This is a genomic window from Erwinia magellanica, from assembly GCF_039023495.1.
Classification (GTDB): Bacteria; Pseudomonadota; Gammaproteobacteria; order Enterobacterales; family Enterobacteriaceae; genus Erwinia.
Map to the genome: position 1 here is coordinate 873,267 of NZ_JBCHVC010000001.1, position 23,006 is coordinate 896,272.

The window sequence follows — 23,006 nt, forward strand, 5'->3', positions numbered from 1 at the left end:
CCTATGGCGCTTACAAAAGCTGAAATGTCCGAATACCTGTTTGAGAAGCTGGGGCTGAGCAAACGGGATGCCAAAGAGCTCGTAGAGCTGTTTTTCGAGGAGGTACGTCGTGCTCTGGAAAACGGTGAACAGGTTAAACTGTCAGGATTTGGCAATTTCGACCTTCGCGACAAAAACCAACGTCCGGGACGTAACCCCAAGACGGGTGAAGATATTCCCATCACGGCGCGTCGTGTGGTGACTTTCCGGCCCGGACAGAAGCTGAAAAGCCGGGTCGAAAATGCAACACCGAAAGAAGAGTGATTTCTGCCAGTAAAAAAGGCCGCTTATGCGGCCTTTTTCATATGAAGTGAACCATGAATTTGCTCTCAGAACATATTCACCGTGCCCGTAGACACCAGCGGCGCTGGCTTACTGCCCTGGTGCTTTTTGCCTTGCTGATGCTTATCCTGAGCCTGTGCGCGGGCGATCGCTGGCTGATGCCCGCAGAGTGGCTGACGCCTGAAGGTTCACTCTATGTCTGGCAATTGCGGCTGCCCAGAACTGTTGCGGTCTTGCTGGTGGGGGCCTCCCTTGCGGTGGCCGGCGCGGTAATGCAGGCTTTATTTGAGAATCCGCTCGCAGAGCCTGGCCTGTTGGGCGTCTCCAATGGCGCTGGGGTCGGGCTGGTGCTCACCATTTTTGCTGGTGCGGGCGGGCTGTGGCAAAGCAGTCTGAGCGCGATTATCGGGGCGCTGGCGGTGACTCTGATCCTGCTGCGCTTTGCCCGGCAGCATCTCTCTAACAGCCGTCTGCTGCTGGCTGGGGTTGCGCTGGGGATTATCTGTAGCGCGGTGATGACCTGGGCTGTCTATTTCAGCTCAAACCTGGATTTACGGCAGCTGATGTACTGGATGCTGGGGGGCTTCAGCGGCGTCGACTGGCGCTATCGCTGGCTGATGGTGGCCCTGGTGCCGGTACTGGGCTGGCTCTGCTCACTCTGGCGCGTGCTGAATCTGATCGCACTGGGAGAGGTATCGGCAAGGCAGTTGGGGTTATCGCTGCTTTTGTGGCGCAATATGCTGGTGCTGGCCATTGGCTGGCTGACTGGCGTCAGCGTGGCTTTAGCGGGCGCCATCGGTTTTGTCGGGCTGGTTATTCCGCATATTCTGCGCCTTAATGGCATCAGCGATCATCGTAGCCTGTTGCCCGCCTGTGCACTGGCGGGAGGCGCGGTGTTACTGGCAGCCGACATTGTGGCGAGGATAGCCCTCTCTTCGGCAGAATTACCCATTGGTGTGGTTACCGCCACGATAGGAGCACCGGTTTTTATCTGGCTACTGGTACGCAACCGACCATAACAGACGCACTATTTCTCACTCTACTAAACAGGAAAAGAGCAATGAGCATTTTTGATACTCAGCTGGAAACGCTGGAAGGTGAGCAGACTTCCCTGGCCGCATGGCAGGGGAAAGTTATATTAGTGGTGAACGTGGCCTCAAAATGTGGTCTGACGCCGCAGTATGAGCAGCTGGAAGCTTTACAGAATGAGTGGCAGGACCAGGGCTTTTCCGTGCTGGGTTTCCCCTGTAACGCTTTTCTGGGCCAGGAGCCGGGCAGTGCTGAGGAGATCAAAACCTTTTGCAGCACTACCTACGGCGTGACCTTCCCGATGTTCAGTAAAATTGAGGTAAACGGCCCGGAGCGCCATCCGCTTTATGCCCAGCTGGTGGCTGCGCAGCCGGAAGCTACCGCGCCAGAGAACAGCGGCTTCCTTGAGCGCATGAGCAGTAAAGGCCGTGCACCCAAAGAGAAGGGTGACATCCTGTGGAATTTTGAAAAATTCCTGATTGGTCGTGATGGCGCAGTCCTGCAACGTTTTTCTCCCGATATGGAACCGAACGATCCGGTGATCCTTGCCGCTCTGAAAGAGGCGCTGGCAAAATAGATGTTATTGCAGTGTGAGGGCGTTGCTGTCAGGCAGCGCCTTGCTCCGTTCAGCAGCGAAGTTGAGGCTGGTGCGCTGATTCATATAGTGGGGCCGAATGGCGCGGGTAAAAGTACCTTACTGGCGACGCTGGCCGGGCTGTTACCAGCTGAAGGAACCCTTCGCCTGGCAGGAAGACCTTTAAACCAGTGGCCGGCGGCGGCACTGGCCCGCATTCGCGCCTGGCTGCCGCAGCAGCAAATGCCCGTGGGGCATATGCCTGTGTGGCACTATCTTCACCTGCATCACGCAGGCGATACAGATGAAACCACGCTGGAGTCGTTGTGTACCGTTTTTCAGTTAACCGATAAACTGGCCACGCCCGTGAATCAGCTCTCCGGCGGAGAGTGGCAGCGTGTACGTCTGGCAGCGGTGTTCTGTCAGATAGCGCAGCCAGAGGGGCGGTTATTACTGCTTGACGAGCCGCTTACTGGCCTGGATCTTGCGCAGCAGGCTGCGTTTGATCGTTACCTTGCTGCCTGCGTGGCGCAGGGTCTGACGGTCATTATGAGTGGTCACGATATTAACCACAGCCTTCACCATGCCAGGACTGTCTGGTTAATGAAAGAGGGAGTATTGGTTGAACAGGGAGAGGTGAACAGCGTGTTGCAACCGGAGATCCTGAGTAAGCTCTTCGGCGTGCCTTTCCATAAATTACATGCAGAAAATCACCAAATTCTTACCACATTCCTCTAAAATGCCCGACACAGGCCCTGGTGCCAGACTTTCAGAATCAAAGGGATTTCTTATGCGCTACTGCTTTGTGCTGATCATTATTTTGTTGGCGGGATGTAGCAGCCATGCGCCGCCGCCCAACGGACGGCTTTCTGATTCCATTACGGTTATTGCTCAGCTGAATGAGCAGCTCAGCCAGTGGCGCGGTACGCCTTACCGCTATGGCGGCATGGGGCGGGGCGGCGTTGACTGCTCTGGCTTTGTTTATCTCACTTTTCGCGATCGTTTTGATCTGCAACTTCCCCGAACCACCGCGGCGCAAACGGATATTGGTACGCGTATAGATAAAGATGAATTGTTACCCGGCGACCTGGTATTTTTCAAAACCGGCAGAGGGGAGAATGGTCTGCATGTTGGCATTTATGATACTGACGACCAGTTTATTCATGCCTCAACCAGTCAGGGGGTGATCCGCTCTTCGTTAAATAATCAGTACTGGAAGAAAGCCTTCTGGCAGGCGAGGCGAATCTGATCTGCCTCTATTTAGTTTGCTAATTATTCAACGGGTGGGTAATTCCCGATGGTTTAATTCGGGCTTTGATAATTAATAATTATCTGCAAATTATGCGTTAATTAAAAAAAATGTACTTAAATCTCTTTTAAGGTCAGCTTTACGTCAAATTTTAGTAAAGCACTATTGAAGTGAATGCAGGAGTAATGATTTTTGTTACACCAATGCGTAAACTGATTAGCATCTTTCATGTCCGTTATGTGATAGTTTATCTCATTACTAAAGGTCTTATCCCGTCACTCGCAATCATACTGCAACATCACTTTATCATGGCACTGCTCAGGCCATTATCAGGTGGGACGAGATAAGCGAAATGCTCCTTCATCATGGCTGAATAAAAATGAAAATCCATCTGGAAGCGGATTATAAGAGCTACACAGCATTCTACCCGGTTTACCGTTTTGACGGGCACCTGATAGCCGTCGAGCTGCTTACGCATTTTTCTCATACCACAGCTAATGTTGCTATGCCGCAGGAGATGCTGCTGCCTCAGATGGATAAAGAGCAGCGTATTCTTTTACTCCAGAGCCAAATTAAAAGCATTGAGAAGCATCATGACTTTTTTCGCCAGCAGGGCGTCAAGGTGACGCTAAAAATTGATGAGGTTATCTCTGGCGTTATTCTGGAAAGTGAATTTCTTGCGCGTAAATTAGAGGCGCTGGCCTGGCTGGAGCTGGAAATTAACGAAAGTTTTCCCGATTTTAAATTGGGTAAAGATCATCCGCAGTTGGTGGCGTTAAGCCAGAGATTTAACCTGAGCCTGGAAAACTATGGATCGGGTAAGGCACCTTCCAAAGCGGTCTATGACGATCTCTTTTACCGCATCAAACTCGACAAAGGGTTTATCAAGCAGAATATTAACAAGCTCTCGTTTAAACCCTTTATGAGTACCGTACTGGATCATATTAAGCCGCATTGTCAGCAGGTTATCGTGCAGGGTGTGGATGATTTATCCGGCCTTGAAAAGATCAGCCATTACCAGTTTGACGGTATCCAAAGCACGCTGTTTTCGCCGGTGGCGGAAGAAGCCCTCTCGTCATTAATTGAGCCGCCTGAAGCGTTACAGGGCCATCTCTGTCCCCAGTAAAAACCCTGTAATCTGTCTGTGTTAACCTCCGGTCCCTGGGTCTACACTAAGGGATATTCTGAAAGCGGCTAACCCTTAGCCGTGACAGTACTTCGCAGGGGGATTTAATGCAGTTCAACAATACCTGGCACCATGAGCTGGAGGGATTTTACACCTCTCTTCAGCCAACTCCGTTAAAAAATCCGCGGTTGTTGTACCACAGTACCTCCCTCGCTGGCGATTTGGGTCTGGATGAAAGCTGGTTCACCCCAGAGAAAACGCCACTCTGGAGTGGGGAAACCCTGTTGCCTGGCATGCAGCCGCTGGCTCAGGTCTATAGTGGTCACCAGTTTGGCGTCTGGGCAGGACAGTTGGGAGACGGGCGGGGGATCCTGCTTGGCGAGCAAATGTTATCTGACGGACGCAAAATGGACTGGCACCTTAAAGGAGCTGGGCTTACGCCCTACTCACGAATGGGCGATGGCCGCGCCGTTCTTCGCTCGTCGTTGCGTGAGTTCCTGGCTTCCGAGGCGATGCATCACCTGGGCATTCCCACCTCGCGTGCGCTGACCGTTGTTACCAGCGATGAGCCGGTTTACCGTGAAACCACCGAGCGCGGTGCCATGCTGCTGCGCGTGGCGGAAAGCCATCTCCGTTTTGGTCATTTTGAACATTTTTTTTATAGTGGCGAGCAGGAAAAAGTTCGTCAGCTGGCCGATTACGCCATCCGGCATCACTGGTCACAGTGGCAGGATGAGCCGGATCGCTACCTGTTGTGGTTCAGTGACATCGTGCGGCGAACTGCAAGGCTGATTGCGCAATGGCAAAGTGTGGGGTTTGCCCACGGCGTGATGAACACCGATAACATGTCCATTCTTGGCCTGACGCTCGATTACGGCCCCTACGGTTTTCTGGATGATTATAAACCGGACTTTATCTGCAACCATTCCGATTATCAGGGGCGCTACAGTTTTGAGAATCAACCCATGGTGGGGCTGTGGAATCTTAACCGTCTTGCTCACTCTCTTTCCGGCCTGATGACCACAGAGCAGCTTAAGCAGGCGCTGGCGGAATATGAGCCGGAGTTGATGCGCTGCTGGGGTGAACTGATGCGCGCGAAGCTGGGGCTGGTTACGCAGAACAAGCATGACAACGATATTCTTACCGGACTGCTCTCCCTGATGACCAAAGAGGGCAGCGACTATAGCTGGACATTCCGTCAGCTGTCGCACACTGAACAGCAGCAGTCCACCTCACCATTGCGTGATGAATTTATCGACCGCGAAGCTTTTGACAGCTGGTATAACATCTGGCGTCAGCGGCTGCTGGAGGAGGGGCGGAGCGACAGCGAGCGTCAGCAGCAGATGAAGCAGGCCAATCCAGCTATTGTATTACGCAACTATCTTGCGCAGCAGGCGATTGAGCAGGCGGAAAAAGATGACATCAGCGTACTCAGCAGATTGCATCAGGCGCTGAGTCAGCCCTTTACAGAGGCGCCAGAGTTCGCTGATTTAATGCGTCGGCCGCCAGACTGGGGCAAAAAGATAGAGGTGAGCTGTTCAAGCTGAGCCAGCGTCGTGAAGAGGAGATGACTCTCAGAGTCGTCCCCTGCAAAGGATAGCTGGCAGGCTGGGCAGAGCCTTAACCCTCTCTGTCCTGATTAGCCTGCCAGTTACCCGTTCTGTTTCCTGCCTGCGGCAAGGGTGAAAGCGGTCAGGCGCCAGCGCGGTGGGTGCGCAGCGCAACTGACCAGAATTCATTTTTACATCTCGGACAATGCGGGCTTTGCTGTGCCTCAATGCGCTGCGTCAGTCCGCAGTGATTACAGGCATAGACGCCTGTTACAGGCACGCGGCGGAAATCTTCGCGATGCGCTGGTGGCAGAACGGAGAGGCCGGGTCTGAGATTGTCGCGGTCGAAAAAATAGATACTTATCTCGCCATCTATTTCCAGGATGGCCAGACGCACCTGGCCAAGATGCTCAACGCCATTCTGCCGAAGCTCCATAAAAAATTCATTTTCAGAAATATTATGCCTGTCCAGGCTCTCAAGTTCATACAGCCCGTCTTTAATCAGGGTCACAACATCACCTTCAATCCATCGCGAAAAGCGGGGAATGCGCGCGGTGAGGAAAGTGGTGAACCGGTAGAGAAAAAGCAGCACAACAAAAACCATCAGTACCGGCAGCACGGGCACGTCATCGTAGAAGGTCACGTCGCCAGAAGCAGAACCAAGAGTAAGTATGATCACCAGCTCAAAGAGAGAAAGCTGTCGGATGCCCCGGCGGCCAGATATTTTCAGAAAGCTGAAGACGACGACATAAGCAATGACTACCCGGAAAGCAACCTCAATCAGAAATGTTGCCTGCTGGTCATTAAGAAGAAAACGATGCCAGTCAAATGAGAACATAGAAAGAACGGAAACCTGCATAATCAAACGTGAGTTAATTATGACATAAGCTTATGGCATCACACAGGTTTGCGGGATAAGGTAAAAGCAGAAATGGGAGGCAGAGCTTACCTGAAGGATCTCTTCTGCCCCTGATAACCTGTTAAAAAGGACTCACTCCGAAACAGGGGGCCTCTTTCGAACGCCCCCGGACATTTGATCAGAATCGCGTCTCTACCGCTTCTGCTAACTGAGCCAGAACCTCTTCGCTGTCTTCCCAGCCCAGACAAGGGTCGGTAATTGACTGGCCGTAAACCAGTGGCTTACCCGCTTCCACCTTCTGCGTACCTTCCTGTAGGAAACTCTCAATCATTACGCCTGCAACAGCACGTGAACCTTCGCGGATTTGCTGCGACACAGAGGCCGAAACCTCTTTCTGGCGACGATGCTGCTTCAGGCAGTTGCCATGGCTGAAATCGATAACCAGCTGTTCCGGAAGTCTGAACTCACGCAGCCGCGTCGCTGCCGCTGCAATATCTTCAGCATGATAGTTAGGCTCTTTTCCGCCACGCATAATGATGTGGCCGGAGGGATTACCGCTGGTCTGGTAAATTGTCATCTGCCCATATTTATCCGGTGAGAGGAACATATGGCTGGCTCTGGCGGCGCGGATAGCATCTACGGCAATCTGGATGTTGCCGTCCGTCCCGTTTTTAAACCCTACCGGGCAGGAGAGCGCAGAGGCCATTTCGCGATGGATCTGGCTTTCGGTGGTACGCGCACCGATAGCGCCCCAGCTGATAAGATCGGCAATAAACTGGCCCACAACCATATCCAGAAACTCGGTGGCAGTAGGCATGCCCAGCGCATTGATCTCCAGCAGCAGCCTGCGGGCAACTTCCAGACCATGGTTAACGCGGAAGCTGCCGTTGAGATCCGGATCGGAAATCAGCCCCTTCCAGCCCACCACGGTGCGGGGTTTTTCAAAATAGGTGCGCATGACGATTTCCAGGCGTGAGTGATATTTTTCACGCAGGCTGTTGAGCTTACGGGCATATTCCACTGCCGCTTCAGGGTCGTGCAGCGAGCAGGGGCCAATCACAACCAGCAGGCGAGCATCTTCGCCGGAAAGGATACGGGCAATACGTTTGCGGGACTCGGTGACGTTGGTGGCGATAGCGGGGGTGATCGGCAGCCGTTGCGCCAGTTCATCAGGCGTAATCAGACTCTCGATGCGCGCGGTCCGCAGCTCATCAGTTTTGTTCATAACCATCTCTAAAATTGAGTTCTTCGCAGCGGCAGGAGTGCCGGGAAGTGATGGCGATCACAATAAACCAACCAGCGATGATTTCAACCGCTAACGCCCGCGAATCGGGCGTAACGCGATAAATATCACTTTTTAATACATTCTGCGGGTCAGGCCCATGATATCGAGGATTTTTGTGGCGATCTCTTCTACGGAATAATTTGTACTGTTGAGATAACGGATCTGATTGGTACGGAACAGCGCTTCGACTTCACCTACCTCAAGCCGACACTGGCGCATAGAAGCGTAGCGCGTATTTTCTGCCCGCTCCTGACGGATGGCAGCAAGGCGTTCGGGATCGATAGTCAGGCCGAACAGCTTGTTTTGAAAAGGCTTAAGCGCGGGCGGCAGCTTCAGGTTGTCCATATCATCAGCAATAAAGGGGTAGTTTGCGGCGCGAATGCCAAACTGCATAGCCAGATAGAGGCTGGTCGGGGTTTTGCCACAGCGCGATACGCCCAGTAAAATCACCTGCGCATCCTCCAGGCCGCGCAGAGAAATGCCGTCGTCGTGCGCCAGCGTATAATCTATCGCGGCTATACGGGCATCGTATTTACCCAGGTTATTGGCGGTTAACCCATGCGTCCGGTTGGCTATGGGTGCCGGAGCGATGCCTAACTCCTGTTGCAGCGGCGCAACCAGAGACTGCACAATATCCTGGCAAAAACCGTCGCTCTGCAAAATGATTTCGCGAATTTCAGGGGTGACAATAGAGATGAAAACCAGTGGCCGGACGCCGCTTTTCTGATGCAGCGCGTTGATTTGCGCTTTCACCGCCTGGGCGCGCTGGACGTTTTCAACAAAGGGCAAGGTGACGCTGTTAATCCCCACAGGAAACTGTGACAGTACCGCATGCCCCAGTACCTCTGCGGTGATCGCCGTGCCGTCAGAGATATAAAAAACACTTCTTTCGTTGTTCACGTCCATTTTCACTCCAGCTTTTGGGTTGCGGTCAGCCTAAATTAATCCACCCCTGAAAAGCAAATAGTGATGTCACCAGCAATACAAAATAAATAATTCATAAAATATTGATATGAACTTTTTATTTTTATAAAACAGGCTGGAAGCGATAAAAAAGCGTTTTATGAAATGATGTTTCTCTTTGCCATGCCTAAAAATAACCCTTAATAAGAAAAACATTCTAATCAGGAATCATTGCCGCTTGCGCAAACGGATTTTCCCGCTAAAAAAGCAGGTTTATCCATCTTTCTGAAATAAAAGGAATTATCTTATTTTCTCCGTTGCGCAACCGCCCATTTACGCACGGAGTTATCTTAAAATCACTCTTTTAATCCGCTTGAACGATTCAACAGTTTCTTTCTGACACAGGAATGTGGCAGGCTCAAAACGTAAGACTCTGTCCCCATATTCTTAATTAAAACGTAAAAGGATTGCTTCAATGTCCAATATAGGCGAAGTGCCGCTTGTGCTCTGGTATAACCAGCTTGGCATGAACGATGTTGATCGGGTGGGAGGCAAAAATGCCTCTCTGGGTGAAATGATTACTAATTTGTCCTCGCTGGGTGTATCCGTGCCGAACGGCTTTGCGACGACCTCAGATGCATTTAATCAGTTCCTCGATCAAAGCGGCGTCAATCAGCGTATCTACGATTTGCTGGACAAGACCGATATTGATGATGTTGATGAGCTGGCGAAAGCAGGTAAGCAAATACGCCAGTGGATTGTGGATACTCCTTTCCAGCCCGCACTGGAAGAAGCTATCCGTGAGGCTTATCAGCAGCTCTCTTCTGACGATGCTGAAGCCTCCTTTGCGGTGCGCTCTTCGGCCACTGCTGAAGATATGCCGGATGCTTCCTTTGCAGGCCAGCAGGAAACCTTCCTTAACGTGCAGGGCTTTGATGCGGTGCTGATCGCGGTGAAGCATGTTTATGCTTCCCTGTTCAACGACCGCGCCATCTCCTACCGTGTGCATCAGGGTTACGATCACCGTGGCGTGGCGCTCTCGGCGGGTGTGCAGCGTATGGTGCGTTCCGATCTTGGCTCTGCTGGCGTTATGTTCACTATCGATACTGAATCGGGCTTTGATCAGGTGGTGTTTATCACCGCTGCGTTAGGACTGGGTGAAATGGTGGTGCAGGGTGCGGTAAACCCGGATGAATTTTATGTCCACAAACCGACGCTGGCGGCAGGCCGTCCGGCTATTGTGCGCCGTAACATGGGGTCTAAAAAAATCCGTATGGTTTATGCCGACTCGCAGGAGCATGGCGAGCAGGTGCGGATAGAAGATGTTCCGGAAGAAGAGCGCGACACTTTCTGTCTGACCAGCGAAGAGGTTGAAGCGCTGGCGGTACAAGCCGTACAGATTGAGAAACATTATCAGCGTCCGATGGATATTGAATGGGCCAAAGATGGGCATACGGGCAAGCTGTTTATCGTACAGGCCCGTCCCGAAACGGTTCGTTCTAACGGCCAGGTGATGGAACGCTATACCCTGCACGGTTCAGGCAAAGTGGTAGTTGAAGGGCGCGCCATCGGTCACCGTATCGGGGCTGGGGAAGTGAAGGTCATTCACGATATCAGCGAAATGAACCGTATTGAAAAGGGCGACGTGCTGGTGACGGATATGACCGACCCGGACTGGGAACCGATCATGAAAAAGGCGTCAGCCATTGTGACCAACCGTGGCGGACGAACCTGTCATGCAGCGATCATTGCGCGTGAGCTGGGCATTCCGGCTGTCGTGGGCTGTGGTAATGCCACGGACATCCTTAAGGATGGTCACAAAGTGACGGTTTCCTGCGCGGAAGGGGACACGGGCTACGTCTACAACGATCTGCTGGACTTTGAAGTGAAAAGCTCACAGGTGGATAAAATGCCTGAGCTGCCGCTGAAGATTATGATGAACGTGGGCAACCCGGACCGGGCTTTCGACTTTGCCTGTCTGCCCAATGAAGGGGTAGGGCTGGCGCGCCTGGAATTTATTATCAACCGTATGATTGGCGTCCACCCAAAAGCGCTGCTGGAGTTTGACCAGCAAACGCCGGAGCTGCAAAAAGAGATCCGCGCGCTGATGAAAGGTTTTGACGATCCGGTTGAGTTCTATATCGCTCGCCTGACCGAGGGGATCGCCACGCTGGGTGCGGCGTTCTCACCAAAGCGTGTGATTGTGCGTCTCTCTGACTTCAAAACCAATGAGTACGCCAATCTGGTCGGTGGCGAGCGTTACGAGCCGGAAGAAGAGAACCCGATGTTAGGCTTCCGCGGCGCAGGTCGTTACGTGTCAGACAGCTTCCGGGACTGCTTTGCGCTGGAGTGTGCGGCTGTGAAGCGCGTACGTAACGATATGGGGCTGACCAACGTGGAAATTATGGTGCCGTTCGTCCGTACCGTTGCGCAGGCCAAAGCGGTAGTGGAAGAGCTGGAACGCCAGGGGCTTAAGCGTGGTGAGAACGGCCTTAAGTTGATCATGATGTGTGAAATCCCTTCTAACGCACTATTGGCTGAACAGTTCCTACAGTACTTTGACGGCTTCTCCATCGGTTCTAACGACATGACACAGTTAGCGCTTGGTCTTGATCGCGACTCCGGTGTGGTTTCTGAACTTTTTGACGAACGAAATGATGCCGTGAAAGCACTGCTTTCAATGGCTATTCGGGCGGCGAAAAAAGAAGGAAAATACGTGGGTATCTGCGGACAAGGTCCATCCGATCATGAAGACTTTGCAGCGTGGCTAATGGATGAGGGCATCGACAGCCTGTCACTTAATCCCGATACAGTAGTTCAGACCTGGTTAAGTCTGGCAGAAATCCGGGCAAAATAGCCGCATTCACCGTTATAACCCTGAAAAGGCCAGTTAATCTGGCCTTTTTGCTGTGCTACAGGCAAAAAAAAGCCCATCACATGGGATGGGCAAAGACTACACACAGCAATTCTTTTACTTTACTCAGGGAAAAAGGTTGTTTAGAAATCAGCACTTTGATCGTAAACATGTGACTCATACTATTCAGACGGGCGGGGCGAGTCATTAAGAATCCTCTTATTAGTTTAAAACCCATAACCTTTTGTGACAGATTTCCCGGACGCGGCGAGTTAAAACTGTACATAACGTAATCAATTGCGCTGCGTTGCTGGCTAAAAGGCCAAAATATGCGCATTTCTGGTAAAAAAACCTAATCAAAGTGTTTTAAGACGTGACGTACTTTTTTTTTCCAGAAGAGCGGCCAGCAACGCCAGCCGCTGAAGAAAGGTTATTTTTCGGGGTGTTCTGCTTCAAATTCCGCCAGTTCTTCCACCACCATAAGCGGATCTTCTTCGGGTGCTGGCGCTTCATGGACCCATACGGAAACCAGGCGATAGGAGACGGCAAGCACCACCGGGCCGATAAACAGCCCAATCATCCCAAAGGCTACCAGTCCCCCAATGACGCCTGAGAGGATCAGGATCATCGGTAAATCTGCACCCATGCGGATAAGCATAGGGCGCAGCACATTGTCCAGCGTCCCCACGATACAGCTCCAGACCAGCAGCACCGTACCCCAGGTGGTATCACCGCTCCAGTAAAGCCAGATAATGGCAGGCACCAGCACCACCAGCGGGCCAAGCTGCACCAGGCAGGAGAGGATCATCAATACCGTCAGTACGGTGGCGTAAGGAATGCCGGAAACAGCCAGTCCAATGCCGCCCAGCACGCCCTGAACCAGCGCCGTTACCACCACACCCAGCGCCACAGCCCGAATGGCCTGACCGGCAAGCAGGACGGCGGCATCCCCCCGCCGTGAAGCGAGCCGGAAGGCGAAATGACGAATGCCTTGCCCGACCTGCTCGCCTCGCCAGTAAAGCAGTACGCTGAATAACAGCATCAGGCCCAGATGCATCAGGAAACGACCAAAATGCCCGGCCTGAGCAAACAGGAACCCGCTGGTGCGACCTATATAAGGCTGCACGGTTGTCATCAGGGCACTGTTACCCCCCTGCGCCAGATGGTGGTAGGCGGAGTAGAGTTTCCGGCCAGCCAGCGGAATGCTTTTCAGCCAGTGCATATCCGGCAGCAGAATATGCCCGGAAGAGGCCCAGGCAATCACCGGCCCGCTATTCTCAATCAGGCCGTTTACCAGCAGCGCTACGGGGATGATAAACAGCAGGATCAGCAGAACCGTCATGGCGATCACTGCCAGCGAACGGCGGCCCCACAGGATCCCCTGAATTTTAATCATCAGGGGCCAGGTGGCAATCACCACCATACTGGCCCAGGCAAAGCCCAGCACAAAGGGCTGAACCACCCACAAGCAGGCCACAATCATTATGATAATAAACATCAGGGAGAAGACGATCTGCTGCAAATCCCATCCTGTCTGCGTGTTCTTCATGGTTGTTACGGTACCTTCAGTGTGTAATCAGTGCGGGCAAATCCTGACAGACCCCTTGTCTGTACAGATATTCCTCCAGCTTTGCGTATTAAACGCGTTTTCAGCAGAAACGCCACGCTAATCTTTTTAGCCTGATTTTGAAATCGCGACAGGCCATAAAAAAGTGTGATAAAAACAAGAGAGTGAGTTTATCTATACACAACATCTGGTCACCCGATAATGATCCCACAGATTTCTCAGGCACCCGGCCTCGTTCAGCTGGTGCTCAATTTTTTACAGGCGCTGGAGCAGCATGGGTTTACAGGCGACACCGCCACCAGCTATGCCGATCGCCTTACTATGTCCACCGACAACAGTATCTATCAGCTACTTCCGGATGCGGTGCTGTTTCCCCGCTCTACGGCGGATGTCGCCCTGATAGCCCGGCTGACAGCTGAAGAGCGTTTTACCAGCCTGATTTTTACCCCCAGAGGCGGCGGCACCGGCACCAACGGGCAATCGCTGAATCAGGGGATCGTGGTTGATCTGTCGCGTCATATGAACCGCATTCTTGAGATCAATGTCGAAAAGGGTTGGGTGAAAGTTGAAGCAGGCGTGATCAAAGATCAGCTCAATGCGTACCTGAAGCCTTACGGCTACTTCTTCTCACCTGAACTCTCCACCAGTAACCGGGCTACTCTGGGCGGCATGATTAACACCGATGCTTCAGGGCAGGGGTCGCTGGTATACGGCAAGACCTCCGATCATGTCACCGGCTTACGTGCCGTGTTGCTCGGCGGCGAAATCCTTGACACGCGCGCTGTGCCCGTCGCGCTGGCAGAAGAGCTGGCGCAGGAGCAGAGCCAGGAAGGGACCATCTATCGTACCGTGCTGGAGCGCTGCCGCGATCGCCATCAGGCCATCAGAGAAACCTTCCCCAGGCTTAACCGTTTCCTGACAGGTTATGATCTGCGGCATGTGGTCAGTGACGATCTACAGCATATCGACCTGACGCGCATCCTCTGCGGCGCAGAAGGGACGCTTGCTTTTATTACTGAAGCGCGTCTGAACATTACCCCCATCCCTAAAGTTCGCCGGCTGGTGAACATCAAATATGACTCCTTTGACTCTGCGCTGCGCAGTGCACCTTTTATGGTGGAAGCGAAAGCGCTCTCGGTAGAAACCGTCGACTCTAAGGTGCTGAACCTGGCGCGGGAGGACATCGTCTGGCATTCGGTCAAAGAGCTGATTACTGATGTGCCCGATCGGGAGATGCTGGGGCTGAATATCGTGGAGTTTGCCGGAGACGACAAGCCGCTGATCGATAGCCAGATGGAGGCGCTTTGTCAGCGCCTGGACAGCCTGATGAGCAGCGGTGAAGCGGGCATCATCGGTTATCAGCTCTGCGACGATCTCCAGGGGATTGAGCGCATCTACGCGATGCGCAAAAAAGCGGTTGGCCTGCTGGGTAATGCAAAGGGGCTGGCCAAACCTGTTCCTTTTGTCGAGGATACCTGTGTACCGCCCGAGCATCTTGCGGATTACATTGTGGAATTCCGTGCATTGCTGGATGGCCATAACCTGAGCTATGGCATGTTTGGGCATGTGGATGCTGGCGTGCTGCACGTACGTCCGGCGCTGGATATGTGCGATCCCCACCAGGAGATGCTGATGAAGCAGATCTCTGACGAAGTGGTGGCGCTGACGGCCCGTTATGGCGGTCTGCTCTGGGGGGAGCACGGAAAAGGATTTCGCGCGGAATACAGCCCGGCTTTTTTCGGGGAAGAACTCTTCAACGATTTGCGCCGCATTAAAGGGGCGTTTGATCCCGCCAACCGTCTTAACCCCGGTAAAATTTGTACCCCATTCGGGGTGGATGCCCCGATGATGAAGGTAGATGCGCAAAAGCGTGGCACCTTTGACCGTCAGATCCCGGTTAACGTCCGGACTGACTGGCGTGGCGCGATGGAATGCAACGGCAACGGGCTTTGCTTCAACTTTGACGTTAAAAGCCCGATGTGCCCGTCGATGAAAATTACCGGCAATCGCATTCACTCGCCCAAAGGACGCGCTACCCTGACCCGTGAATGGCTGCGTCTGCTGGCAGAGCAGGGCGTCGACCCGCTGGTGCTGGAGAGAAGCCTGCCGGAAGCAAAAGTCTCGCTGCGTGGCATGATAGAGCGCACCCGTAACAGCTGGTATGCCCGCCGCGGCGAATATGATTTCTCGCATGAGGTTAAAGAGGCGATGTCTGGCTGTCTTGCCTGTAAAGCCTGCTCGACCCAGTGCCCAATCAAAATTGATGTGCCCGGCTTCCGTTCACGTTTCCTGCAACTCTATCACACCCGCTATCTGCGTCCGGCCAGTGACTACCTGGTAGGCAGCGTGGAAAGCTATGCGCCGCTGATGGCCAGGGCGCCCGCTTTCTTCAATTTCTTTTTGCGCCAGCCGCTGGTGAGAGAGATAAGCAAGCGTCATATCGGCATGGTGGATTTACCGTTACTCTCTTCGCCTAACCTGAAAAAACAGCTGGCCGGGCAACCTGCGATGAAAACCACCCTGGAACAGCTGGAAGCGATGAGTCCGGCAGAGCGTCAACGCCATGTGCTGGTGGTGCAGGACCCTTTCACCAGCTACTACGAAGCGCAGTTGGTAACCGATTTTGTGCGTCTGATTGAAAAGCTGGGCTACCAGCCGGTGGTGCTGCCTTTCTCTCCTAACGGGAAAGCGCAGCATGTGAAAGGCTTCCTGCAAAGTTTTGCCCGAACGGCCAGGAAAACGGCGGATTTCCTTAACCGCGTAGCGCAGCTGGCGCTGCCAATGGTTGGTGTGGACCCCGCACTGGTACTCTGTTATCGCGAAGAATACAAAGAGATCCTGGCGGATGAACGCGGGACGTTCCATGTTCAGTTAGTTCATGAATGGCTGCTACAGGCGCTTCCTCCCCAGGAAAAGCGACCGGCGAGTGGCGAAGCCTGGTACCTGTTCGGGCACTGCACGGAAGTGACCGCGCTGCCAACCTCCACCAAACAGTGGGAAAGCATTTTCGCCCGCTTTGGCGCGAAGCTGGAAAATGTCAGCGTGGGGTGCTGCGGTATGGCAGGCACTTATGGTCATGAAAGTAAGAATCTGGAAAACTCACTGGGGATCTATGAGCTATCCTGGCATCAGGCGCTGCAAAAGCTGCCGCGTCAGCGCTGTCTGGCTACCGGCTACTCCTGCCGTAGCCAGGTGAAACGCGTGGAAGGGAACGGAATGCGTCATCCATTGCAGGCTCTGCTGGAGTTAGTGTAATGATCTGGAAGCGTCAGGTTTCGTTAGAACAACTCAATTTGCGTAGTCAGGGAACGCTGGTTACGCATCTGGGCATTCTTTTTACCGCAATGGATGAGCAGTCGTTAACGGCCACGCTGCCGGTTGATGGCCGCACCCGGCAGCCATTTGGTCTGCTTCACGGCGGCGCTTCTGCCGCTCTGGCGGAGACGCTGGGTTCCATGGCGGGCTATCTCTGTACGGAAGGGGAGGACTTTATCGTGGGTGTGGAGATCAACGCCAGCCACCTCCGGGCCGTGCGCGAAGGGGAGGTAACGGGGGTCTGCCGGGCCATTCACCTTGGGCGGCGTCATCAGGTCTGGCAGATTGAGATCTTCGACCAGCAGCAGCGCTTATGCTGCACCTCTCGTTTGACCACCGCAGTGATGTCAGGCAAGGGAAAAGAGTGATATACTTCCCGGCCTTTAAAATCGCCTCCTGACGCCTCAGATTATCCAGGAAGCGTGCTTAACGAAGTCGCTCTGGAGCTTTGTCGCTTTATCCCACTCTCCGCAGAGTGCCAGCTGATGGCACAGGCGGGTAAGCGAGTGGCGAGCCAGCTGCCAGGCTTGCATACGGAACAGCCTTTCGCGCCCGGCATTACCCAGCTCCTGAATCAGGCGGTGGTGAAGTTTGCCGAGTGCATGCAGGTAGCTCTGTTCGTCGCCGTTAAGCTGGCAGAGTTCAGCCATATCGAGGCAGGTATCATTAAATTTACGCAGCTGCTCAATGGTGCACTCCGGGCGGTTAAGTTTGGCTTGCGCCATGTAGTAATCAACGGTGATATCGCGGATTGAGAACTTATATTCATCAATTTTGTGTTGTAGCCAGGCGTTAATCGACAGCGTCATGTCAGAACCCACTCGTTAATGATAATCATTATCATAGAGTAACTGGCATAATATTCAACGCCGATGGCAATTATTTTTACCCATAAATGCTGCCTCTCAGAAAAATCGGTAATAACGATAATTGACGCGGCTGAAAGAGGTAAAATGAGTATTATTCCTGTTTAGCATTTTCGCGGCTGGATTTACTGACCTGTTTTCAATGTGTTACCATTTCGTTAAATCGACGCGTGACACAGATCGCATTCCTTCTTACAGGGTCTAAACTCAATATAGAGGGCCGAAAAACCCCGTTTGGCCTTAATCCCTGCAAAACAAGAGGTTGAAGCGATATTCATTATCACTAACATAGAGGTATTAGCCCACAGGGCTATCGACTCACGAGGTAATGTTATGCCATCAGCAACTACAGCTTCTTTTTCTCCCGACGACTATGTCTGGAAAGGAGTGACGCTCACTGACAGCGCCGCAAAACAGATCATTGCGCTAGCCGCAAATGACCCTCATGTGAAAGGCCTGAAGCTCGGCGTGAAAACGTCGGGCTGCGCCGGTTTCGGCTACACCATGGATTTGGTGAAAGAGCCAGCCGACGATGATTTGGTCTTCACCCACCAGGGTGCACATCTCTATGTGCCCTTGCAGGCCATGCCTTTCATCGACGGTACTGAAGTGGATTTCGTTCGTGAAGGTCTGAACCAGATTTTCAAATTTAATAATCCTAAAGCTCAACACGCCTGTGGCTGTGGTGAGAGCTTTGGCGTTGAGTAAAATTTATGTCCCGAAACACTGATACATCGGATGATGTGCAGGTCTGGGAAGGAAACCAGAAGTACAAAGAAGGTTTCTTCACTCAGCTGCAGACCGAAGAGTTTGAACACGGCATCAGCGAAGACGTTGTGCGTGCTATCTCTGCCAAACGTAACGAGCCAGAGTGGATGCTTGAATTCCGCCTGAAAGCGTATGCGGCCTGGCTGGAGATGGAAGAGCCGCACTGGCTGAAAGCTAACTATAAATCGCTGAACTACCAGGATTATAGTTACTATTCTGCGCCGTCCTGCGGCAACTGTGATGACAGTTGCGCCTCTGAGCCGGGTGCACAACAAGCTTCGGGATCGACCCCTGCGAACTACCTGACTGAAGAAGTGGAGAACGCCTTTAAACAGCTCGGCGTCCCGGTTCGTGAAGGTCAGGAAGTTGCTGTGGATGCCATCTTTGACTCGGTGTCAGTCTCTACTACTTACCGTGGCAAGCTGGCAGAGCAGGGGATCATCTTCTGCTCCTTTGGCGAAGCCATCCACGATCATCCGGAACTGGTTAAACAGTATCTGGGAAGCGTGGTGCCCGCTAACGACAACTTCTTTGCGGCGCTGAACTCCGCCGTGGCCTCTGACGGGACATTTGTCTATATCCCGAAAGGCGTCCGTTGCCCGATGGAGCTTTCTACCTATTTCCGTATTAATGCGGCGAAAACAGGTCAGTTCGAACGCACCATCCTGATTGCCGATGAAGGCAGCTACGTCAGCTACATCGAAGGCTGTTCTGCTCCGGTGCGTGATACCTATCAGCTGCACGCGGCGGTGGTGGAAGTCATCATCCATAAAGATGCGGAAGTGAAGTACTCCACCGTACAGAACTGGTTCTCCGGCGGCGAGTCCGAAGGCGGTATTCTGAACTTCGTGACCAAGCGTGCGCTTTGCGAAGGTGAAAACAGCAAGATGTCCTGGACGCAGTCTGAGACTGGCTCAGCAATCACCTGGAAATACCCAAGCGTGATCCTGCGTGGCGACAACTCGGTGGGTGAGTTCTTCTCTGTTGCCCTGACCAGCGGTCATCAGCAGGCGGATACCGGCACCAAGATGATCCACATTGGTAAAAACACCAAGTCGACCATTATCTCCAAAGGGATTTCGGCGGGGAAAAGCCAGAATACCTACCGTGGCCTGGTAAAAATCATGCCTACGGCGACCAACGCGCGAAACTTCACCCAGTGTGACTCGATGTTGATTGGTGCCGACTGCGGCGCGCACACCTTCCCTTATGTTGAAGTGCGTAACAACACCGCTCAGCTGGAGCATGAAGCGACAACCTCCAGAATTGGTGAAGATCAGATGTTCTACTGCCTGCAACGTGGGATCAGCGAAGATGATGCTATCTCCATGATTGTGAACGGCTTCTGTAAGGATGTCTTCTCTGAGCTGCCGCTGGAATTTGCGGTGGAAGCGCAGAAACTGCTGGCGATCAGCCTTGAACACAGCGTGGGCTAAGCCCCCGCGCTTACGGTCATTCAGCGCAGTGCCGGACAGCACTGCCAGGGAAACACTATGTTAAGTATCAAAGATTTACAGGTTAGCATTGAAGATAAAGAGATCCTGCGTGGGCTGGATCTTGAGGTCAAAGCGGGTGAAGTTCACGCCATTATGGGGCCGAACGGATCGGGCAAAAGTACGCTTTCCGCCACCCTGGCAGGGCGGGAAGAGTATGAGATCACCGGCGGTTCAGTAAGCTTCAAAGGCAAAGATTTGCTGGAGCTTTCCCCGGAGGATCGCGCGGGCGAAGGCATCTTTATGGCCTTCCAGTACCCGGTAGAGATCCCAGGCGTCAGCAACCAGTTCTTCCTGCAAACCGCCGTTAATTCGGTGCGCAAATATCGTGACCAGGAAGCGCTGGATCGTTTTGATTTTCAGGACTTTATTGAAGACAAAATTCAGCTGCTGAAAATGCCGGAAGATTTGCTGACCCGTTCAGTCAATGTTGGCTTCTCCGGCGGCGAGAAAAAGCGTAACGATATTCTGCAAATGGCGGCATTAGAGCCTGAACTGTGCATTCTGGATGAAACCGACTCCGGTCTGGACATCGATGCCCTGAAAACCGTTGCTAACGGCGTTAACACGCTGCGTGATGGCAAGCGCGCTTTCATCATCGTAACGCACTATCAGCGCATTCTGGACTACATCAAGCCGGACTTCGTGCATGTGCTCTATCAGGGCAAAATCGTTAAATCAGGTGACTTCTCACTGGTGAAACAACTGGAGGAGCAAGGCTATGGCTGGCTTACCGACCAGGAATAGTGATCATGCCCTACAGCAGTGGCATCACTTGTTTGAAACCCAGGGCGAGAACCGCTCCTTACAGGCTCAGCAGCACTGGCAGCAGGTGCTGCGTTTAGGGCTGCCGGTGCGTAAGCAGGAAAACTGGAAATATACCCCGCTGGAAACGCTTTTTGATCATCAGTTCGTGGCGCATAAAGCCGCTTCGGTAACTGCTGAGCAGATTAAAGCGCTGGCGCTGGATATCGACGCGGTCAGGCTGGTATTTGTGGACGGGCGGTTTAACGCTGCGCTGAGCGACAGTACCTTCGATCTCTTTGATATTCAGATTACCCAGGCAGCGCAGCGCCGCGAAAGCAGCGCGCCGGTTCAGCCTGAAGTCTTTCTGCATCTGACGGAAAGCCTGGCGGAAGAGGTGACCACGCTGCATCTGGCGCGCGGCAAATCTGCTGCTCGGGCTATCTATATGCTGCACATCAGCAGCAGCGCAGAAGCTGGGATGAATACCTCCCACTATCGTCATCATTTACAGCTTGATGAAGGGGCAGAGGCAACAGTAATTGAACATTACGTCAGCCTGAACGACGCCAGCCACTTTACCGGCTCTCGCTTTACGGCAACCGTGGGCAACAATGCCCAGCTGAAGCACTACAAGCTGGCCTTCGAGCACAACAGCAGCTATCACTTTGCGCACAACGATTTTGTTATCGAACGTGACGCGAATGTGAAAAGCCACAGCTTCCTGCTGGGCGCGGGCCTTACCCGCCACAATACCAGCGTTCAGCTGAATGGCGAAGGCACGGATTTGGGCATCAACAGCCTGATGCTGCCGGTTGAGAAAGAAGTGTGCGACAGCCGTACTTACCTTGAGCACAACAAGGGGTATTGTCAGAGCCGTCAGCTGCATAAAACCATTGTCCGGGATAAAGCCCGTGCAGTGTTTAACGGCATGATCAAAGTGGCGAAGCATGCGTTGAAAACCGACGGTCAGATGACCAACAACAATCTGTTGCTGGGTCGTCTTGCGGAAGTGGACACCAAGCCGCAGCTTGAAATCTACGCCGATGACGTGAAGTGCAGCCACGGCGCCACCATTGGCCGCATCGACGATGAGCAGATGTTCTACCTGCGTGCTCGTGGCATTGGCGAAGAGTCTGCGCAGCGCATGATTATCTACGCCTTTGCCGCCGAGCTGACTGAAGCCATCACGGATGAGGTACTGAAAGAAGCGGTGATGCAGCGTATTGCACAACGCTTTCCCGGAGGCATTAAATGAGTTTTGACCTGACACGCGTCAGGGCTCAATTTCCTGTTCTGGCGCGAGAAGTAAATGGCCAACCGCTGGCTTACCTCGACAGCGCCGCCAGTGCGCAAAAGCCGCAGGCGGTGATTGATGCAGAGAGTCATTTTTATGAGCATGGCTACGCTGCCGTACACCGGGGTATTCATACTCTGAGTGCGGAAGCGACCACAGATATGGAAAACGTGCGGACACAGGCTGCACGTTTCCTGAATGCGGCATCGCCAGAAGAGATTGTCTTTGTTAAAGGAACTACCGAGGCGATAAACCTGGTGGCCAACAGCTGGGGCGGCAGGCAGCTTCAGGCGGGTGATAATATTATTATCACCGAGATGGAGCATCACGCCAATATTGTTCCCTGGCAGATGGTGGCTGAACGCACCGGTGCGGAAATTCGCTTTATCCCGCTGACGGAAACTGGCGAACTCGATCTTTCCGTGTTACCTCAGCTTATCGACAGCCGTACCCGTATGCTGGCGCTGACGCAGGTGTCGAATGTGCTGGGCACCATCAACCCGGTGAAAGAGATTATCGCCCAGGCGAAAGCGGCCGGTGTTGCTACGCTGATTGACGGTGCGCAGGCCGTGATGCATGAAAAAGTCGATGTCCAGGATCTGGGCTGCGATTTTTATGCCTTCTCGGGCCATAAAATTTATGGCCCCTCCGGCATCGGCATTCTTTATGGTCGTAAAGAGATGCTGGATCAGATGCCTCCCTGGGAAGGGGGCGGGTCGATGATTGCTACCGTCAGCCTGACTGAAGGGACAACCTATGCCGCAGCGCCCTGGCGCTTTGAGGCGGGTTCTCCCAATACCGGCAGCATTATCGGTCTGGGCGCGGCGCTCAGCTGGGTTTCAGCGCTGGGTCTTGATGTTATCCATGAGCGTGAACAGGCGCTGATGCGTTATACGCTCGACAAGCTGGCCTCGGTGCCCGATCTGGTTATTTATGGCCCGAAAGAGCGTGCTGGCGTTATCGCCTTCAATCTGGGCAAGCATCACGCCTATGACGTGGGCAGCTTCCTGGATCAGTATGGTATTGCCATTCGTACCGGTAACCATTGCGCTATGCCGCTAATGAACCACTACGGCGTGCCAGCGATGTGCCGTGCCTCCTTTGTTCTGTATAATAGCGAAGAAGAGGCTGACCGCCTGGCGGCGGGTCTGACACGTATACACCGCCTGCTGGGCTGATTTTGCCCGGCGGCTACCGGAGGCACCA

At 53.2% G+C, this 23,006-nt stretch carries 20 protein-coding genes and 1 other RNA gene; 15 read left to right on the top strand and 6 right to left on the bottom strand.

The window, feature by feature from the left end; translation table 11 throughout:
- The first annotated feature begins 3 nt into the window (after positions 1-3).
- From ihfA to AAH450_RS04040, 7 genes are all read left to right on the top strand, one after another.
- Positions 4-303, top strand: a complete 300-nt coding sequence (ihfA, locus tag AAH450_RS04010; protein WP_056234587.1) for an integration host factor subunit alpha — start codon at positions 4-6, stop codon at positions 301-303.
- A gap of 53 nt (positions 304-356) precedes the next feature.
- Positions 357-1,340: a vitamin B12 ABC transporter permease BtuC gene (gene btuC, locus AAH450_RS04015; RefSeq protein ID WP_342909017.1), complete on the top strand. Its 984-nt coding sequence runs from the start codon at positions 357-359 to the stop codon at positions 1,338-1,340.
- Between the two features lie 41 nt (positions 1,341-1,381).
- Positions 1,382-1,927 (top strand): glutathione peroxidase, encoded by a 546-nt coding sequence (locus tag AAH450_RS04020; protein ID WP_342909018.1) that lies wholly within the window; start codon positions 1,382-1,384, stop codon positions 1,925-1,927.
- Positions 1,928-2,662, top strand: a complete 735-nt coding sequence (gene btuD, locus AAH450_RS04025; RefSeq protein ID WP_342909019.1) for a vitamin B12 ABC transporter ATP-binding protein BtuD — start codon at positions 1,928-1,930, stop codon at positions 2,660-2,662.
- A gap of 52 nt (positions 2,663-2,714) precedes the next feature.
- Positions 2,715-3,173, top strand: a complete 459-nt coding sequence (locus AAH450_RS04030) for an NlpC/P60 family protein (protein WP_306212600.1) — start codon at positions 2,715-2,717, stop codon at positions 3,171-3,173.
- Positions 3,174-3,552: 379 nt separating this feature from the next.
- Positions 3,553-4,299 carry an EAL domain-containing protein gene (locus AAH450_RS04035; RefSeq protein ID WP_342909020.1) on the top strand — a complete coding sequence of 249 codons (747 nt, stop codon included), beginning with the start codon at positions 3,553-3,555 and terminating at the stop codon, positions 4,297-4,299.
- A gap of 107 nt (positions 4,300-4,406) precedes the next feature.
- Positions 4,407-5,846: a protein adenylyltransferase SelO gene (locus AAH450_RS04040; RefSeq protein WP_342909021.1), complete on the top strand. Its 1,440-nt coding sequence runs from the start codon at positions 4,407-4,409 to the stop codon at positions 5,844-5,846.
- Between the two features lie 145 nt (positions 5,847-5,991).
- On the opposite strand, the gene AAH450_RS04045 is transcribed toward AAH450_RS04040, so the two are convergent.
- The 3 genes from AAH450_RS04045 to ppsR all read right to left on the bottom strand — a co-directional run bounded on the left by AAH450_RS04045 (position 5,992) and on the right by ppsR (position 8,899).
- Entirely contained in the window at positions 5,992-6,687 is a 696-nt protein-coding gene (locus tag AAH450_RS04045; protein ID WP_342909022.1) for a DUF421 domain-containing protein, read from the bottom strand.
- Positions 6,688-6,886: 199 nt separating this feature from the next.
- The gene (locus AAH450_RS04050; protein ID WP_342909023.1) at positions 6,887-7,933 is read right to left on the bottom strand and encodes a 3-deoxy-7-phosphoheptulonate synthase; all 1,047 of its coding nucleotides are present in this window, start codon (positions 7,931-7,933) and stop codon (positions 6,887-6,889) included.
- Between the two features lie 132 nt (positions 7,934-8,065).
- Complete coding sequence (gene ppsR, locus AAH450_RS04055; protein ID WP_318792063.1) at positions 8,066-8,899, bottom strand: posphoenolpyruvate synthetase regulatory kinase/phosphorylase PpsR; 834 nt, start codon at positions 8,897-8,899, stop codon at positions 8,066-8,068.
- Between the two features lie 472 nt (positions 8,900-9,371).
- Here ppsR and ppsA point away from each other — a divergent pair, with 472 nt between their 5' ends.
- Entirely contained in the window at positions 9,372-11,753 is a 2,382-nt protein-coding gene (gene ppsA / locus AAH450_RS04060) for a phosphoenolpyruvate synthase (RefSeq protein ID WP_342909024.1), read from the top strand.
- 61 nt (positions 11,754-11,814) lie between these two features.
- On the opposite strand, the gene rprA is transcribed toward ppsA, so the two are convergent.
- Together rprA and ydiK are read right to left on the bottom strand one after the other, a co-directional pair.
- An RNA gene (rprA, locus tag AAH450_RS04065) (antisense sRNA RprA) lies at positions 11,815-11,924 on the bottom strand.
- Between the two features lie 256 nt (positions 11,925-12,180).
- Positions 12,181-13,299, bottom strand: coding sequence for an AI-2E family transporter YdiK (ydiK, locus tag AAH450_RS04070; RefSeq protein ID WP_342909025.1), 1,119 nt, complete (start codon positions 13,297-13,299; stop codon positions 12,181-12,183).
- A 219-nt stretch (positions 13,300-13,518) separates the two neighbouring features.
- On the opposite strand from ydiK, the gene ydiJ reads away from it, so the two are divergent.
- Both ydiJ and AAH450_RS04080 read left to right on the top strand, forming a co-directional pair.
- Positions 13,519-16,572, top strand: coding sequence for a D-2-hydroxyglutarate dehydrogenase YdiJ (gene ydiJ / locus AAH450_RS04075; protein WP_342909026.1), 3,054 nt, complete (start codon positions 13,519-13,521; stop codon positions 16,570-16,572).
- Complete coding sequence (locus AAH450_RS04080; RefSeq protein ID WP_342909027.1) at positions 16,572-17,000, top strand: hotdog fold thioesterase; 429 nt, start codon at positions 16,572-16,574, stop codon at positions 16,998-17,000. The genes ydiJ and AAH450_RS04080 overlap by 1 nt, the downstream gene beginning before the upstream one ends.
- Positions 17,001-17,036: 36 nt before the next feature.
- Here the strand turns inward: AAH450_RS04080 and AAH450_RS04085 are convergent, their stop codons facing one another.
- Positions 17,037-17,441 carry a hypothetical protein gene (locus AAH450_RS04085; protein ID WP_342909028.1) on the bottom strand — a complete coding sequence of 135 codons (405 nt, stop codon included), beginning with the start codon at positions 17,439-17,441 and terminating at the stop codon, positions 17,037-17,039.
- A gap of 390 nt (positions 17,442-17,831) precedes the next feature.
- Between AAH450_RS04085 and sufA the strand changes: the two genes are divergently transcribed.
- From sufA to sufS, 5 genes are read left to right on the top strand one after another with little or no spacing between them, the layout of a single operon-like run.
- The gene (sufA, locus tag AAH450_RS04090) at positions 17,832-18,206 is read left to right on the top strand and encodes a Fe-S cluster assembly scaffold SufA (RefSeq protein WP_342909029.1); all 375 of its coding nucleotides are present in this window, start codon (positions 17,832-17,834) and stop codon (positions 18,204-18,206) included.
- 5 nt (positions 18,207-18,211) lie between these two features.
- Positions 18,212-19,702 (top strand): Fe-S cluster assembly protein SufB, encoded by a 1,491-nt coding sequence (gene sufB / locus AAH450_RS04095; RefSeq protein WP_342909030.1) that lies wholly within the window; start codon positions 18,212-18,214, stop codon positions 19,700-19,702.
- A 57-nt stretch (positions 19,703-19,759) separates the two neighbouring features.
- Positions 19,760-20,506 (top strand): Fe-S cluster assembly ATPase SufC, encoded by a 747-nt coding sequence (gene sufC, locus AAH450_RS04100; protein ID WP_265910281.1) that lies wholly within the window; start codon positions 19,760-19,762, stop codon positions 20,504-20,506.
- Positions 20,481-21,761, top strand: a complete 1,281-nt coding sequence (gene sufD, locus AAH450_RS04105; protein ID WP_342909031.1) for a Fe-S cluster assembly protein SufD — start codon at positions 20,481-20,483, stop codon at positions 21,759-21,761. The genes sufC and sufD overlap by 26 nt, the downstream gene beginning before the upstream one ends.
- Entirely contained in the window at positions 21,758-22,978 is a 1,221-nt protein-coding gene (gene sufS / locus AAH450_RS04110; RefSeq protein ID WP_342909032.1) for a cysteine desulfurase SufS, read from the top strand. Before sufD ends, sufS begins: the two co-directional genes overlap by 4 nt.
- Positions 22,979-23,006 lie beyond the last annotated feature (28 nt).